The organism is Rhizobium sp. BK289, from assembly GCF_014193575.1.
GTDB lineage: Bacteria > Pseudomonadota > Alphaproteobacteria > Rhizobiales > Rhizobiaceae > Rhizobium > Rhizobium tropici_C.
This window is the reverse complement of record NZ_JACHZO010000010.1, coordinates 53374-68937: the sequence shown is the minus strand read 5'-3', so window position 1 is coordinate 68937 and position 15564 is coordinate 53374. Positions and strand designations below refer to the sequence as shown.

The 15564-nt window shown below is 58.7% G+C and carries 10 protein-coding genes and 6 pseudogenes; 11 read left to right on the top strand and 5 right to left on the bottom strand.

Annotation, left to right across the window (positions count from 1 at the left end; translation table 11 throughout):
• The first annotated feature begins 434 nt into the window (after nucleotides 1-434).
• Together FHT84_RS20090 and FHT84_RS20085 are read left to right on the top strand one after the other, a co-directional pair.
• Nucleotides 435-1862, top strand: coding sequence for a diguanylate cyclase (locus FHT84_RS20090; RefSeq protein WP_183763789.1), 1428 nt, complete (start codon nucleotides 435-437; stop codon nucleotides 1860-1862).
• 460 nt (nucleotides 1863-2322) lie between these two features.
• Nucleotides 2323-3096, top strand: a complete 774-nt coding sequence (locus FHT84_RS20085) for a response regulator transcription factor (protein WP_183763778.1) — start codon at nucleotides 2323-2325, stop codon at nucleotides 3094-3096.
• Between the two features lie 166 nt (nucleotides 3097-3262).
• Here FHT84_RS20085 and FHT84_RS20080 read toward each other — a convergent pair.
• A pseudogene (locus FHT84_RS20080) lies at nucleotides 3263-3895 on the bottom strand (transposase); the annotation flags it as partial.
• A 207-nt stretch (nucleotides 3896-4102) separates the two neighbouring features.
• Between FHT84_RS20080 and istA the strand changes: the two are divergent.
• Together istA and istB are read left to right on the top strand one after the other, a co-directional pair.
• Nucleotides 4103-5587: an IS21 family transposase gene (gene istA, locus FHT84_RS20075; RefSeq protein WP_183763772.1), complete on the top strand. Its 1485-nt coding sequence runs from the start codon at nucleotides 4103-4105 to the stop codon at nucleotides 5585-5587.
• Nucleotides 5584-6502 (top strand): annotated as a pseudogene (gene istB, locus FHT84_RS20070) (IS21-like element helper ATPase IstB). Before istA ends, istB begins: the two are co-directional and overlap by 4 nt.
• Nucleotides 6503-6520: 18 nt before the next feature.
• On the opposite strand, the pseudogene FHT84_RS20065 reads toward istB, so the two are convergent.
• A pseudogene (locus FHT84_RS20065) lies at nucleotides 6521-7375 on the bottom strand (ISL3 family transposase); the annotation flags it as partial.
• Between the two features lie 132 nt (nucleotides 7376-7507).
• Here FHT84_RS20065 and FHT84_RS20060 point away from each other — a divergent pair.
• The 7 genes and pseudogenes from FHT84_RS20060 (at nucleotide 7508) to FHT84_RS20025 (ending at nucleotide 12555) form a co-directional block, all read left to right on the top strand.
• Complete coding sequence (locus tag FHT84_RS20060) at nucleotides 7508-7945, top strand: LysR substrate-binding domain-containing protein (protein ID WP_246698577.1); 438 nt, start codon at nucleotides 7508-7510, stop codon at nucleotides 7943-7945.
• A gap of 365 nt (nucleotides 7946-8310) precedes the next feature.
• Nucleotides 8311-8466: a hypothetical protein gene (locus FHT84_RS20055; RefSeq protein ID WP_183763769.1), complete on the top strand. Its 156-nt coding sequence runs from the start codon at nucleotides 8311-8313 to the stop codon at nucleotides 8464-8466.
• A 302-nt stretch (nucleotides 8467-8768) separates the two neighbouring features.
• Nucleotides 8769-9734 (top strand): branched-chain amino acid ABC transporter permease, encoded by a 966-nt coding sequence (locus FHT84_RS20050; RefSeq protein WP_183763766.1) that lies wholly within the window; start codon nucleotides 8769-8771, stop codon nucleotides 9732-9734.
• 4 nt (nucleotides 9735-9738) lie between these two features.
• Nucleotides 9739-10035: a hypothetical protein gene (locus FHT84_RS20045; protein ID WP_183763762.1), complete on the top strand. Its 297-nt coding sequence runs from the start codon at nucleotides 9739-9741 to the stop codon at nucleotides 10033-10035.
• Nucleotides 10017-11015 (top strand): annotated as a pseudogene (locus tag FHT84_RS20035) (hypothetical protein). Before FHT84_RS20045 ends, FHT84_RS20035 begins: the two are co-directional and overlap by 19 nt.
• Nucleotides 11012-11822, top strand: a pseudogene (locus tag FHT84_RS20030) (ABC transporter ATP-binding protein). The pseudogenes FHT84_RS20035 and FHT84_RS20030 overlap by 4 nt, the downstream one beginning before the upstream one ends.
• Nucleotides 11819-12555, top strand: a pseudogene (locus tag FHT84_RS20025) (ABC transporter ATP-binding protein). Before FHT84_RS20030 ends, FHT84_RS20025 begins: the two co-directional pseudogenes overlap by 4 nt.
• Nucleotides 12556-12680: 125 nt before the next feature.
• Here FHT84_RS20025 and FHT84_RS20020 read toward each other — a convergent pair.
• The 3 genes from FHT84_RS20020 to FHT84_RS20010 form a co-directional block, all read right to left on the bottom strand.
• Nucleotides 12681-13664: a helix-turn-helix domain-containing protein gene (locus FHT84_RS20020; protein ID WP_183763756.1), complete on the bottom strand. Its 984-nt coding sequence runs from the start codon at nucleotides 13662-13664 to the stop codon at nucleotides 12681-12683.
• Nucleotides 13665-13783: 119 nt separating this feature from the next.
• A complete protein-coding gene (locus FHT84_RS20015; RefSeq protein WP_183763753.1) occupies nucleotides 13784-14836 on the bottom strand; it encodes a 2,3-butanediol dehydrogenase in 1053 nt (350 codons plus the stop codon).
• On the bottom strand, nucleotides 14836-15369 hold the full coding sequence (locus FHT84_RS20010; RefSeq protein ID WP_183763749.1) for a 2,4'-dihydroxyacetophenone dioxygenase family protein: 534 nt from the start codon (nucleotides 15367-15369) through the stop codon (nucleotides 14836-14838). The genes FHT84_RS20015 and FHT84_RS20010 overlap by 1 nt, the downstream gene beginning before the upstream one ends.
• Between the last annotated feature and the right edge of the window lie 195 nt (nucleotides 15370-15564).

Sequence of the window (15564 nt, the reverse complement as noted above, 5' to 3'; positions counted from 1 at the left end):
TGTGGCCCGATTAATCATATAACTTCGTTTATTTTTTGATAATTTCGAGAAGGATTGCCGCTCTGGCAAGTATCTTTATCAACACGATAAAATATTTTTGGAGAATACACGGGCTGATATATATTAGATGCTTTATACATACACGCGCCGTTACTTAATCGATCAGTCTACGGCTTGTCGCCTCCGCCAGAGGCTGAGTTCTGTTCGACGCATCTAGTTTCTTTGCGGCGGAGCGCGAAACCCTTCGATGCCGTGAGAGGCTTCCATACCGCTTAGTATCCTCGGCTCCGGTTGAGGAACCTCGTCAATAATATGCGCTCCCCAAGACAATGAGATGCGAAGACGTGTTTCAAGTTTCTGCTCGATAACGTCGCGGTAAGCTCTGAGGTCTAGTGTAACATTACTATCCAAAAGTATCGGGACGACGAGCAGACATGCGTTTCTTACATATCCGGCTCCTCGGCCCGGCGATTGCCGGCATAGCTTTATTTATCGCAGCAATGGCCACCTTTCCTTATTATGGAGTGAAGCGGATCGATGCTGAGGCACGGCGAAGTCAGGAGATGCTCGTCGAACGGAATATCTCCTTGTGGATTTCCGATGTTGAATTTTCTCTGACAGCCTGGACCATTTGGGACGAGGCAATCGCAAAGCTGGATAATTCCTTTGACCAAGAGTGGACTGACAGAAACATTGGGGCTTCTCTGATCGGCACATCGAGAACACGTTCAGCAGTCGTCCTCGATTCCCATGACGCGATCATCTACTCTCGGACGGATGACACCGTGAAGGACAAGCCCTTTTTCGCGCGCGGTCCAGCGGCAATGGTCAAGGATGCTTCCGAGCTTCTGACGGCCATCCGCTCCCGTGAGCAACGACCTGCGAAACCAGGCATTCCACAACCCTTGGCAATGAGCCGAATTGAGGTGATGGGGGACGAGGCGGTCCTGCTTTCTGCCAGCCTGTTCCAGCCGGATTTCGGGACTTTCAAACCCAAAGGTAATCGCGCGCCCGTTCTCATCACAGCCATGCCGATCGGCGGTACCCTGCAAGATTTCTTCGGGAAACGTTTTCTCCTCAACAACGCGCAAATCGGTCCCCTTCCTACGGTCTCACCCGACCGCGCGCGCGCCGAAATCGCCGTCGGAACGGAGGGTGAAATCGAAGTTCTATCCTGGCTCCCGCCAACGCCCGCTTCCGACTTTCTTTGGCAATCGTTACCTCTGATCTTGACGGTGGCATTTGTTCTTGTCGCCGGCGCTGCGTTGATGATCCGCATCACCCAAACAACAGCTCAAATGCTGATGAACCGGGAAAGGCAGATGCGGCATGCCGCAACACATGATTTCCTGACAGGCCTTGCCAACCGCTCGCTTCTGGGGCCGGAATTCTCGACCTTGACAAAGAAAGGGCCGTTGATAATCGCTTGCCTCGATCTCGACGGCTTTAAGGCCGTCAACGATACTTGCGGCCATGCCATGGGCGACGAGCTGTTAAAGGTAGTAGCCGCGCGGCTACGAGCAGGTGTCCGCCCGGAAGACAGGATCTTTCGTCTTGGCGGTGATGAGTTCGCCATCATGATGCCGGGCCTATCTGCAGCAGAGGCGGCGGAAATCTGTCAAAATTTAGCCGCTTCTCTTTCAACCAAAATGCTTCTGTTGGGCTGCGAAATCTCCGTTGGCGCTTCGTTTGGGGTCAGCGAGGTTTCGCGAAACGAAATAAGCTGTGAGGCTGCCCTTAAAAGCGCGGACGCGGCACTTTATTGCGCAAAATCGATCGCACGTGGTGCTGTGATCGTGGAGTCGACGATGGAAAAATACAAATCTTCCTCGCAGGCGCTAAAAATGGTCGCCCAGCGTTGAACACCTGCAGCAATATTTCGCGCTCCCACTTCGAAACTCAACGCTGTCCTTCAATCTCGTTTGCTGTCGCTGGACGGTACTGCCAAGTTGTTTGAGTTTGGTGTCGGATTGGCAGCCTCGCTGTTTCTCAAGCCGCCATTTCCGCGGTGTATTCGGTCCACCGGCAGAATGCATCAGCCGTTGCGTCGCTATATGAGGCGAGTTTCCGAAGCCGACTGTCAGGATGCAGCCGGCGCTTGCTCTGGCATCTCCGGGGGTACATAATAATTTAGGAAAATTAAATGTATCGCGAAGTAGCATTGAAGTAGCATTAAAGAAGAAATTTATCGAATTCAGAGCTCTACATTAACCTATGTTAATGCGCAAAGTAAAAATATAGGAAAATACAAAACCAGGAATTTAAAAACATGGAACCTGCGTGAATATTTAAAAAGGGCCTTTAATAGTTGGGAGAACGGCCATGATTGGACAATCGATCACGAGTGAGAAATTTACACCGGAATCGGGCGCGCGCTTTTTTTCAATTCCAACATCAAACTCACTGCGTCCGCTCATCACTGCCGGCACTTCCCCAAGTATCGATGAATGGGAAGACTACGTTCTCCTCATCGATTCCCGTGCTCTGGACCGTGAGTGTCTTTCGAAGAGCCTCGCTGACTGCGACAGTGCGCTGCATATCATAACAGTGGGCTCGTTGGATGAATGGCAGATGCGCGGTATGGAGACATTGCCTTCCGCAATCTTGTTCATGATCGGCAGCCGTAAGGTATCCGACACAGACATCACCGCGAAGATTCGTGCTCTTGCGGAAAGGTTCCAGACGAGTCCCGTAATCGTCGGCGCCGATGGCGATGAACTCGCTCAGCTCCTGCACGCTCTGGAATGTGGCGCTCGCGGCTATATCCCGAGCAGCGTTGGTATCAAGGTTGCGGCAGAAGCGGTGGCGCTTGCCCGCGCAGGTGGTGTCTTCGTGCCGGCAAGCAGCCTGCTTGCTGCCAAGGAGGCCATCACCGTCAATGCCGCACCACGAAACGATTTGCTAGGCGGCATGTTTACGCCACGTGAAGTAGTCGTCGCAGAGGGCCTGCGACGCGGAAAAGCAAACAAGATCATCGCGTACGAAATGGACCTTTGCGAAAGCACTGTGAAGGTACACGTTCGCAACATCATGAAAAAACTAAATGCGACGAACCGGACTGAGGTCGCCTATAAGATGCGCGAACTTGCTCGGTGACTCCATTTCCTTTCGAAACAGGGTCGCCGGGACGCAATCGCAGCGGAAGTCCCAGGCGACCAGACAGGGCGCTTGGCGGTTGCCAACACACTGCGCGACAATTCGGACACGACCTTACTTCTGTGATTAGGCATGGAATAAGGGGTCTGACGCAATCTCGATGACATCAGGGCGCTCCCACAATACGTGCTTCGAGCAGATCCAGCTTTCCGCGACCGTACATCTGCCGCTTGATGAGTTTGAGCTTGGTGATCTGGCCCTCAGTCTGACCGTTCGACCACATCGAAGCTATTGCATTCTGGACCGCTGCCCGATCGCGGATGACGCCGTTGGCGAATGACGCGACCAGGCTTCTTGCCGCGCGGTCGATCCAAGCTTCCAGATCATCTTTAGACTTACTGCGCAGCATTTTGTGGAAGCTCTCGACGACATCCCTGGCCTCGACAAGATCCGGTAGCCTCTCTTCGATGGCGGCGACTGTCATCGTTTGAGCCGTGGTCAGGTTGTTGCGTTCAAGCGTCATCAGGCGGACGATAGTGCGTGCGGCCGGCGCATGTCCTAGTCCGTTCTCGGCCTTTTCGGCACGCCTTCGCCGCGTTGCCCATTCGGTGACAACACAGAGACCTCCGCCGAAGCCAGCCAACCGAAGCTGCCGCCAAAGTTCAGCGCCGTTCCGCAATCCGGCGTCCCATTGCGCTTCAAGCCAAGGGAGATGCGGTTCCAGGGAAGATTGCCGGATCCGAAAAATGTCGGTTCGCTGACCACGGACGACACTGCGAACCAGCTTTCGGCTGTGCCCTGCAGCGCGACAACCAAGATGAGACGAAGCGTCAATCAAGATGAGACTCGGCAGCAGCGGTGGAACGCAGAGAGGGCGTAGCCCGATCGAAGTTCTACCGCTGCTGGCGCGCCGATTCATCTGGTGATTGCGGTTCGACGGGTACGTTGGGTTCTTCGAAGAACGGGAGCCACCTTTGTGCCAGGTCGTCACATAACCGATCATCAGATGAGGCTTTTCATGAAGTTACGACAAGAGCACAGGGTTGAGGTCGCCGCCGCGAAGGCGTCGCTCAGCAGAGCAACGGCCTATCGCATCGAGAAGAATGCGCAACTGCCATCACAAGTGAAGAAGCCGCGCGGCCGTCGGCGTCCCGATCCACTCGCCGACATCTTCGATGCCGAGGTCGTGCCGCTGCTGAAGGCGGCACCTGGCATTCGCCCGGTCGCCGTCTTCGAGGAGATGTTGCGCCGCCATCCTGACCTCAGCGAAGGCGTTCGCCGGACAATGGAACGGCGGATCCGTGCCTGGCGGGCCATCAATGGCGACGAGCAGGAAGTCATCTTTCGCCAGGTTCATGAGCCCGGCCGACTGGGGCTTTCCGACTTCACCAACATGAACGAACTGGGGATCACGATTGCAGGCCGGCCGCTCGATCACCTGCTTTATCACTTCCGGCTCGCCTATTCCGGCTTCGAACACGCCCACGTCGTCCTCGGTGGCGAAAGCTTTGTGGCGCTGGCCGAAGGGCTACAGAACGCTCTCTGGTTCCTTGGCGGCGCACCGCTTTACCATCGCAGCGACAGCCTGTCGGCGGCCTTCCGCAATCTCGATGCCGATGCCAAGGAGGACCAGACGCGGCGCTACGCGGAGCTTTGCGCACACTACCGGATGACGCCGACACGCAACAACAAGGGCATTGCCCACGAGAACGGTGCGATCGAGAGCCCGCATGGGCACCTCAAGAATGCGATCCGCGATGCCCTGTTGTTGCGCGGCATCCGTGACTTTGACGATCTCGATGCCTATCGCGGCTTCATCGATGAGATCGTCAGTCGGCGTAATGCCCGCTATGGCAAGCGCATCGACGCCGAGCGGGCGGCGCTGCAGCCGTTGCCGGGAACGCGCACCAGCGATTTTGAGGAGGTTGTCGTGCGGGTCTCGCGCAGCGGCGGCTTCACTTTGCGCAAGGTCTTTTACACCGTGCCGTCACGGCTCATCGGGCACCGGCTGCGCGTGCGCCTTTACGACGAGCGTCTTGACCTCTTTATCGGCGGCACGCATCTGATGACGCTTCAAAGAGGGCGTGCGCATGCCAGCGGCAAGCACGACCAGGTGGTCGATTACCGGCATGTCATCCATTCGCTGCGCAAAAAGCCAATGGCGCTCCTTCAGCTTGTCTATCGCGACAAGCTGTTTCCGCGGCAGGAATACCGAAGGGCTTTCGAGACCCTGCTCGACCGGCTTTCCGACAAGCAGGCCTGCAAGATCACCGTCGAGCTCCTGGCCTTGGCCCACGATCGCGGCTGCGAGCGGGAACTGGCAGAGCGGCTCGCCAAATCACTCGATGCGGGCGAACTGCCGGACATCATCGCGCTGAGGACTTTCTTCGCGCCCGATCCGGCACAGTTGCCCACCGTCAACGTTCGTCTCGCCTCTCTCCAGGGCTATGAGGCCCTGATCGACGCGCGTCATCTGGAGGACGCCGCATGAGAAACGCCCCTGCCATCGACGCCGCCACGCTCAGCACGCTGCTCAACGAACTCCGCCTGCCGGCCATCAAGGTCCTTTGGCCGGACTTTGCCGAACGGGCCGACAAGGAAGGGTGGCCAGCGGCCCGGTTCCTGGGTGATCGCCGAGCACGAACTCGCCGAACGCGATCGCCGCCGCATTGAACGCCATCTCGCCGAGGCGCGATTGCCACCGGGAAAGACGCTCGACAGCTTCGACTTCGACGCCGTGCCGATGGTCTCCAAGGCACAGGTCATGGCGATCGCCGCCGGCGATAGCTGGCTCGCCAAGGGAGCGAACATCCTGTTGTTCGGCCCGCCCGGTGGCGGCAAGAGCCATCTCGCCGCCGCAATCGGCCTCACTCTCATCGAGAACGGTTGGCGGGTGCTGTTCATGCGTACGACCGAGCTCGTTCAGAAGCTGCAGGTGGCACGTCGTGAACTCCAGCTCGAATCCGCCATCGCCAAGCTCGACAAGTTCGATCTGCTCATCCTCGACGATCTCGCCTATGTGACCAAGGACCAGGCGGAAACGAGCGTGCTCTTCGAGCTCATCTCCGCGCGCTACGAGCGGCGATCGATCATGATCACCGCCAACCAGCCCTTCGGCGAATGGAACAGGGTCTTCCCCGATCCCGCCATGACACTCGCCGCCGTCGATCGGCTCGTCCACCACGCGACCATCTTTGAGATGAATGTCGAAAGCTACCGGCGTCGATCCGCGATGGAAGCCAAACGCCAACGCGGCAGGCCGGCTTCCTTCGCGACAATGAGAAATGCCGCCGAGATTGACGCTGCGCGACAATCAGAATCCCACAAAGTCCTTGCCAGCGACAATCACGATGATACCGTCGCCGACGATCGCGACACCAGAATCTCATCCAGATTGTCGCGCTGATCTCAGCCAGATTGTCGCTCTACAGTGCCCGGTTCTGCGCACGATCTCCTTGATGGATACGCCTTCGCTGACGAGACCACGGATGACGGCGTTTGCCTCTTCACGCCGTAGATATCCCTCGTATTGCAGTCGATCGGCGGCTGTCAGAAGCTTTGGATTTACAGTTGCTGTGCCGATTGCAATGCGGACCTGCCGCATCGACTTGCGAACGGCGTCAAGAAAGGCGTGGCTGGCGTTTTCCATCAGATGCCAGCGGTCGGCGACCTGTTCGGCGTGTGGCAGGGCTTGTGCAGCGGCCTGCGCATACCCGCCGCCGCGGTCTCGTGCGACGATTTCGATGTGCGGCTGCTCGACCAGCCAAGCCTTTGCGGTCGAGGGTTCTCGGTCGGGCAACAACGCGATCGTCTTTCGCCGTTCCAGATCGCAGATGATAGTGCCATATCGGTGATTGCGACGCCACGCCCAGTCATTGATGCCGATGACGCTTGGCGGCGGCGGTGGTGGGCGATCATATCGGCGAACGGTTCGAAGCAGCGTGTCATTGCTAACCGGTAATCCGAGACGATCTGCGAACCGTGCTGCTGGCCGACCACCCAATGCCAAAGCGAGATGGAGAACCAAGGTCTCCAGGCGCACTGTCCGGCGGGCCAAGGGTTGGATCACGCCATCACCGAAACGCTCGGCGAAAATCTTTCGGCGGCAATGGACGACATTGCAGACGAAGCGTCGGACCGTCAGGTGCAATTTGATCCTTCGGCCCGCGCACGGCAGATCGGTGATAATCCGAGAATAGCGACTATGAACACGATGGGAGGTCGTGCCGCATTCGGGACACCTGCAACCTCGGGACTGACCATGTGCCGTGACGACTATCACATCGGGTTTGTGATACACTGACTCCACGTTCAACTCGGCACGGATTAAATCGGAAGGCTGAAATAGGCTCGGATGGTGCTGATTCTCCTTCAAGAACCAAGCCAGTAGAATCCAAAGACATCATCGAGAATGAGTCAGACCCCCGTTACGATGCCGATTGACACTCCGACAGACATACTCCGGTTTCCGCTTCTGAATATCGAATGGGAGTCGCACTATGGCCGTCCTCCGCAATGGGAAGAATGGGCGGGCATGTTTGGTGCGACGGTGAATGAGAGACGATCCAGCCTCTTTTTCGCGCTCTCCAGCAACGCGATTGATGCGGCCGTAAACGGTCATGGTTTTGTGCTTGCGCAACTGTCGATGATCGAAGAGGAGCTTCAGGCAGGTCTGCTTGTCGTACCATTCGACGTCCGACTTCCACTTCCAGAAAGCTATTATCTCGCATGGAACCGATCGGCATTTGAAAAACCCTACGGCAAAGAGTTTCATAAGTGGATTGTGTCGATCGGGAAAAAACAGTCGACATCGTCGGCTCCATACGAACGGGTGTCAGCGTCGAGATGATTGGCCGCGCCCGGCGACCGATGCGAAGCCTACAAAACAGTAGAAACGCCGAGTGAGACCTTGACGTTTATTCGTCGCAGACGGCATGAGAGCATGCGTGCCCTTGAACAGAGTCGGACCAATGACCCTGTCATTGTGTCCAGCGTACCCCAGGAAAAAACTTTTCTAATCAATGCATTAGACGATAAATGTGCACGGATTAAGTTAACCCCGCTAGGTCGCCTAAGTGTTGCACTGTCTACCGTTCTCGCGTTGACGGGTGCAGTACAGAGTCAGAACGACAGCTGAACTTTCATCGACTTGCTTCGGTCGCCTGCAGTCTCAAAGATACGCTCAAGGCCACCCGAGCGGAAGTTGCGGCCGCGGTGCGCCAGACGAATCTGAAGGGCATCACCGGCCAGATCTCGTTCACGAAGAAGGGTGATGTCGCCAGCGCCAAGTACGTGGTGATTGAAACAGGGAAATCCGCCGACGCCAATAAGATCGTCAAGGTCCTGGATGTCGCCGCGCCCGATACCTGAGCGCTTCCACAACAGCGGCCTGGACCTGCTCCAGCGCCGCTGTTTGCATGTATTGGAAACGTACATGTGGCGATGAGAGCAACAGGTTATTGAACGAAATCGCTCTGCGGCGAGGATATTGTCAGATCGAGGCTGACGGAACGACCGTCCGTGAGGGCGCGTCCGAAAGTGTCGTAACATCCTGTCGCTGACCGCCTGCGCCGCTTTGCGCGGACAAAGCGGCTGGCGCGTCCTGCTGTTCAAGAGCTTGCCGCTAACCGTCCCAGCATCCTTCGCGCTAGTTCCTCCCACTGGACACGATCATGTCATTCTCAATCTTCCTAGAGCTTCTTCCCTCTACGCTGGCGGATGGTCTGGTTCTCGGCCTGCTCTATGCAACCATCGCGCTCGGCTACACCATGGTCTACGGTGTTCTTGGCCTCATCAATTTCGCCCACTCGGAAATCTTCATGGTGGGTGCCATCGTGGCTGTCGAAGTCATCACCTACGCGCTCCTCGGCTCCGGGCTGCATCCGCTGCTTCAGCTCTTGATCGCGATGTGCATTGCCGCAGCCGTTGCGGCAGCGCTCCCCGGCCTGGCAGAACGGGTTGCCTACCGGCCGCTGAGGCGTTCGAATGCTCCCAAACTCGCACCGCTCATAACAGCGATCGAGATCAGCCTGTTTCTGCAGGATGCGGTTCGCTTCATTGAAAGCCTGTTTGGCCAGTTCATCAGACCGTTCCCTTCCATTGCCTTCTTCGACACCACGATCCAGGTGAGCGAAAACCTCAGCATTCAGGTTAAGTCCGTAGTGATCCTGATGGTCGCCGGTGCGATGCTTGGCGGCCTGACCTACACCGTCAATCAGACGCGCCTCGGCAAGGCCATCCGCGCTGTCGCAACGGATCGGACGGGAGCGAGCCTCATGGGCATCAACGTCAACCGCATCGTCCTGCAAACCGTCCTGATCGGCGGGGCCTTGGCTGGCGTTGCCGGCACGCTCTATGCGCTTCAGTTTGGGCGCGTCGATCCTTTCACGGGCTTCATTCCAGGGCTCAAGGCGTTTACGGCAGCCGTGCTCGGCGGCATCGGCTCCATTCCCGACGCCATGGTGGGCGGCGTTCTGCTGGGCCTCCTCGAAATGCTGATCGGCACCTTCCTGCCGCTTCTGACCGATAACGCCGTTGGCACGGAATATAAGGACATCTTCGCCTTCGGCATCCTGATCCTGATTCTCATCCTCAAGCCCAGCGGGCTGATGGGGCGCTCCTCCACGGAAAAGGTGTAACGCCATGATCGGACTTTCTCAAAAGCAGCGGACAGCCGCACTCATAGTCGCGGTCGTTCTTTTTACATTCCTATGCATCTTCGTCTTCACGGGCACCGGGTTTGTCGACACGCTTGCCTTCCTCAGTCTCCTGTTCACCGTCTATCTGGCGACGGACCATGACCGGATCGACGCCCGAGCCGGAACCTTCCTTGCCGCCGTCATCTTGCTGGGTGTTCTCCCCTTCATCGGATTGCGGAATACCTTTATCTGGATGTCGCTATTCAAGTTGGCATCTATGCCGTGCTGGCCCTCGGCCTGAACATTGTTGTGGGCTTTGCCGGCCTCCTCGATCTCGGCTTCATCGCCTTCTTTGCCGTGGGCGCCTATCTCTGGGCGATCCTGAGTTCGCCGCATGGCGGACAGTTGCTCGGCGCATGGTTTCCGCTGGCGGGCGATTCCTTCTTCGCCATCGCCCTGTGCGCCGTCTTTGTCGCGGCAGGAGCCGGAGCCCTGCTCGGCCTTCCCGTATTGCGCCTCAAGGGCGATTATCTGGCCATCGTCACACTCGGCTTCGGCGAGGTGATCCGCGTCCTTGCCAACAACCTCGACTAGCCGGTCAATATCACCAACGGCCCTCAAGGGATTGCGGGCATTGCACAACCGCTCACCAAGGTCGCAGCCACGCTGGCCAGTTCGGGCGAATCCGCGTTCAAATGGCAAACCATTATCTACTACCTCATCGTGCTTGCTCTGGTCGGCATTGCCGTCCTGGCGAACTGGCGGCTGGATCGCTCGAAGATCGGGCGCGCATGGGTCGCCATTCGCGAGGACGAGATCGCCGCTCAGGCCATGGGTGTTCCGCTTCTCAAGACCAAGCTGATCGCTTTCGCCACCGGTGCTTCGTTCGCCGGTGCCATGGGTGTTGTCTTCACGGCAAAGCAGACATTCGTCAGCCCGGAGAGCTTCGATTTCAACCAGTCGATCGGTGTTCTTGCGATGATCGTTCTGGGTGGTCTCGGATCGATCCGCGGTGCCGTCGTCGGCGCAGCGCTGGTGACGATCCTCAATCTGCAGATCCTGAAATCGCTGTCCACCGCCCTGAATGACCTCAGGGCATCCGGCTTCGAGCTTTTCGGCTGGTCCTTCGCAAACCTGCCGAGCCAGTTCGAACCCTCCAAATACGAGCGGCTGATCTTCGGTCTCATTCTGATCGCCATGATGCTCCTGCGTCCGAAGGGCCTCGTCCCTTCGGTCCGCCGCACGATTTCGGCACGCAACGTGAAAGGACCGACCCCATGACACAGGTGCTGATGGAAGTCGCCGGGCTGAAGCGTGGCTTCGGCGGCCTGAAGGCGGTGGACGATGTGAGCCTGACCGTTCCTCAGAAGGCAATCATTTCCGTGATCGGACCGAACGGGGCCGGGAAAACGACCCTGTTCAATCTGGTGACCGGCATCTATCGCCCGGATGCGGGAACAGTGACGTTGGACGGAACAAACCTCATTGGCCTCCGCCCTGACCAGGTGGCGAAGGCGGGACTGGCCCGCACCTTCCAGAACATCCGGCTTTTTGCAGACATGACCGCGCTGGAAAACGTGGTCACGGCCAATGCGCTCCGGACTAAGACAGGATATTGGGGGGCGCTGTTCCGCACATCCGCCTATCACAGGGAGGAGCAGGATGCGATCGCCTACGCCCTCGAACTTCTGCACTTCGTCGGTCTGGCGGAGCGGGCGGACACTCTGGCCGGGAGCCTTGCCTATGGCGAACAGCGAAGGCTGGAAATCGCACGGGCGCTCGCCACGCGGCCAAAGCTGCTGCTGCTGGACGAACCCTCGGCGGGTATGAACCCGCTGGAAACCGAGGAAGCGAAGCAGCTGATCCTGAAGATCAGGGCGGAACTCGGCATTGCGGTGGTTGATCGAACATGACATGCGTCTCGTCATGACCGTTTCGGACCATATCGTCGTGCTCGACCACGGCTGCAAGATTGCTGAAGGCAGCGCCGAAGAGATCCGCTCGAACCAGAACGTCATTGAAGCCTATCTGGGCCGCGGCGTTGCTGCCCGGACTCAACAGAACCAGAGCGAAAGGATAGAAGCATGACCGCCGATAACAGCACTGTTGCGCCATTCTTCGAGGTTCGCAATCTCAATGTCTTCTACGGCGCTATTCATGCCATCCGGGATATTTCACTGCAGGTTCAAAAGGGCGAGATCGTCACCCTGATCGGCAGCAACGGCGCCGGAAAGACGACGACGCTGGGCGCCATCTCCCGGCTTCTGCCGCTCAAATCCGGCGCAATCACCTTTGACGGCCGCTCGCTCAATGGCTGTGCGCCCCACGAAGTCGTCAAGCTGGGTCTTGCCCATGTTCCGGAACGAAGACGCATCTTCGGCGACCTGACTGTTCTGGAAAATCTGGAAATGGGCGGTTTTACCGTTTCCTCGAAGGCGGAAATCAGCCGACGCATCGACAAGATGCTGGAACTCTTCCCGCGTTTGGCCGAACGACGGAAGCAGTTTGGCGGAACTCTTTCCGGCGGCGAGCAACAGATGCTCGCCGTGGCGCGGGCCCTGATGCAGGATCCGCAACTGCTCCTTCTCGATGAGCCGTCGATGGGTCTGCCGCCGCTCTTCGTTGAGCGGATCTTCGACCTCATTCAGGATGTCAACAAGACGGGCGTGACAATCTTTCTGGTCGAGCAGAACGCACATATGCGCTCGGTATTGCCCATCGCGGTTACGTCCTGAAGAACGGAACGATCGTTGACCATGGTGAAGCCGCACGTCTTCTCGACGACGAGAATATCCAGGCCGCATATCTAGGAGCCGCGTAGTTTTTCGACGTTGAGCCGGCGTCGACGACCGGTTGGGAAACCACTAGTTGTCGGCCTTGCCGCCGCCTTTGCACCCCGATACCATCTAAATACGCACCGTGCACCAACGCGCCGGCCCGCGCCGTTCACCGACAGTGCGACGGGCTGACGCCGAAGCGTTCGCTGAACTTGCGGGAAAAATGCGCGAGGCTCTTGAAGCCCCATTTGTAGCAGATTTCCGATATGTTGGGTCGGCAGACTCCCTGCCGGAGTAGATCGGCGCGCGCGCCTTCCAGGCGTTTTTCCTGGATGAAGGCCATCAAGGGCAAAGGCTCGACTTCGAACAAACGATTGATCTGCCGAAGTCCGATGCCCATGGCCTCAGCCACGGAGGCGGGGCTTAGATCGGGATCGCCGAGATTATCCATCACATGTTTGCGCACCCGCTGCAGCAATTGCGCGTGATAAGCCGAGCGCGAACCGCCCTTGACCAGCGAATAGGCGGTCTCCATGACCTCCCAGACCTTGCCCTCCAGCATCGAGCCGGCCTTACCCTCGCTCCACGGGGCGGTTTCCGCAGTGCGCAGTACATCGCGCAGCGCAGCCGGGACAATGCGCGAGGGATTGCTCGACCCGCCGAAATGCAGCAATTCACCGAGCGTCCAGTCGCCGAAGCGTTCCCGCACATCCTCGCCGGGTATCTCGAAAATGACCTGCCGCGCCAGTGAGGGGAAGCCGTGCATGTAGGCCCGGTTGGTATCGTAGAGAACAACGTCGCCGGCTTGCGCGATCACGCATTGGCCGGAGCGGTTGACAAAAACCTGACCTTCCAGGATGACGGTGAGAAAGGCACTGTCCTTTTCCCAGCGGCGCAACAGATGCGGCGTTCGCTCGACGAAATGTTCGCCGCCGGCAATGTCGATCATCTTGATGCGACCGAAGTCGAAATAGCGGTAGCGCGCTTCGAGCCCGGTTTCAGACAGGCAGGAGCATCGGAGGCCCACGACCTTCTCCGCGCAATGTTCCTCCCAGTAATCTATTCTTTCATGCGCCGGCACCCCGCGCGTATCGATGGTCGCAACCGGCGAAATCGACGATGCGCGGGCGGCGAACACGTCCGCCTGCTTCACATTATCCTCCCTGCTCCAACCCTCGCTCCATCTGAGGCGGAACAGTCTTGATCTTGGCCCAACAGGTGCATTTCGTCAAATCGCGTCGCAGCCTCCATCTCCGGTCGCGACGCAAAGGCTCACGGCGCAATCAGCACCTTGACGTCGTCATTGGGTTTGGCAAGGCTTTCGAAGCCCGCCGTGACGGCGTCCTCCAGGCGGATTTCGCGGGTGACGATCAGCGACGGATCGACAATGCCTGCCGCCACCATGCCGATGAGATCGGGGTAGACGTGCCGGTAGCCGCAGGAGGGGATGACCTCCACCTCACGATTGACGATGTCAAAAGCATCCAACCGCGCGGGCGCGCCGAACAGACCGACAAGCACGACCTTGCCGCCTTTGCGCACCGCGCCGATGGCATCATCCAGGGCCGCCTGAAGACCGACTGCCTCGAAGGCGATGTCGACGCCCGCCGCCGCCGCCGGCAGGCTTCCCGTAGCACTGTTGACCGTTTCGGTCGCACCGAGCGCGAGCGCGCGGGCCAGACGCGGCTCCGATACGTCGCTGACGACGATGCGCCGGGCGCCGGCTACGGTCGCCAACTGCACGAGAAGCAGCCCAATCGGTCCGGCCCCGATGACCGCAACACTCTGGCCTGCGGTCAAACCCGCACGGCGCAGCGCATGGAGCGCAACGGCGGCCGGTTCAAGCACGGCTGCCTGCCGGTCCGAAACCGTGTCGGGGAGCGGATGCAGCATATAGCCAGGCAAAACGGCCTCCTCGGCCATGCCGCCCGGTCCCATCAGCCCGGCAAAGCCCATGCTTTCACACAGGTTGTAGTCGCCTCGGCGGCAGGCGGCGCAGACCCCGCAGCGATATTCCGGCTCGACGGCGACCCGCTGACCGGCCTTGAAACCGCTGTCGTTTCCCGCCTCGATGACGGTGCCCGTAAATTCGTGGCCGATGACGAGCGGCGCGGCCGCTCCGGAGATCGGATGCGGCGCCTTCACCGGAATGGCGTGCGGCCCGTCAAGATATTCATGCATGTCGGAGCCGCAGATACCGCACAGGCTGACGCGCAGGCGCACCTGCCCTGTCGAGAGGGCGGGTCTTTCCCGCCTCTCGATCCTGACGTCGCGCGCCTTGTGCCAAACGGCCGACAGAACGCCGGTGTCGTTTATCCCTTCCATTAGCGGAACAGCCCGTTGATGTAATCCGCGCCGATACCGACCTTGTCGTAATGTTCGCGCGCCATGGCGATATAGTCATGCACGTCGAACGTGCCCATGGAATCGCCTTTCTCGTCGAGCCAGATGAGCGGGCCCGTCACCTTGAAATGCACGCGCATCGGTTCGTCGCTTTCATAGGCGACGAGAGTATGGCCTTCGCCGGGGGTCTCGTAGACGAAGTCGCCCGCTGTCGCCGTCCAGTCGTGTTCCAGGTATCCCCACTTGCCGGAGATCGTGTAGGCGAAGACCTCATGCGGATGGTAGTGGCGGTTCACCAGGCCGGCCTTGGTGGCCAGCAGGATGTCGCACCACATGTTGCGCTCGGGCGAAATCCACAAGGGACGCGACTTCACGGTTTCGGTGAAGGGCACATAGTAGCGCTCGTCGTCGGTCGGCGCGTTGGGCAGATAGACTTCCGGCTTGGCGTCGGGCTTGAAGACGTTTTCGATCGGCTTGATATCGCGCCAGAATTCGGACTTTGGAGCTTCAGGCATTGGTAAACCTCCCTATGGAAACGCGGGCATGATCGCCCTGAACATCAAGCATAATCATCCGGCGTGACGTGGTTTGACTGAGCGGGACCATTGATTTGACGCTGCGGGACAATTCGACTTTGGGGGGTGGGACAGGACAAAACGAGGCGTCTAAGGTCCCGAAAGTTCACCTGCGCTGTCGTGGTGACGGCCCGC

Coding starts and splice junctions, on each gene's coding strand:
- FHT84_RS20045 (WP_183763762.1), top strand. CDS start 9,739: ATGATCGGACTTTCTCAAAAGCAGCGGACAGCCGCACTCATAGTCGCG.
- FHT84_RS20060 (WP_246698577.1), top strand. CDS start 7,508: ATGAGTCAGACCCCCGTTACGATGCCGATTGACACTCCGACAGACATA.
- FHT84_RS20090 (WP_183763789.1), top strand. CDS start 435: ATGCGTTTCTTACATATCCGGCTCCTCGGCCCGGCGATTGCCGGCATA.
- FHT84_RS20050 (WP_183763766.1), top strand. CDS start 8,769: ATGTCATTCTCAATCTTCCTAGAGCTTCTTCCCTCTACGCTGGCGGAT.
- istA (WP_183763772.1), top strand. CDS start 4,103: ATGAGGCTTTTCATGAAGTTACGACAAGAGCACAGGGTTGAGGTCGCC.
- FHT84_RS20010 (WP_183763749.1), bottom strand. CDS start 15,369: ATGCCTGAAGCTCCAAAGTCCGAATTCTGGCGCGATATCAAGCCGATC.
- FHT84_RS20015 (WP_183763753.1), bottom strand. CDS start 14,836: ATGGAAGGGATAAACGACACCGGCGTTCTGTCGGCCGTTTGGCACAAG.
- FHT84_RS20085 (WP_183763778.1), top strand. CDS start 2,323: ATGATTGGACAATCGATCACGAGTGAGAAATTTACACCGGAATCGGGC.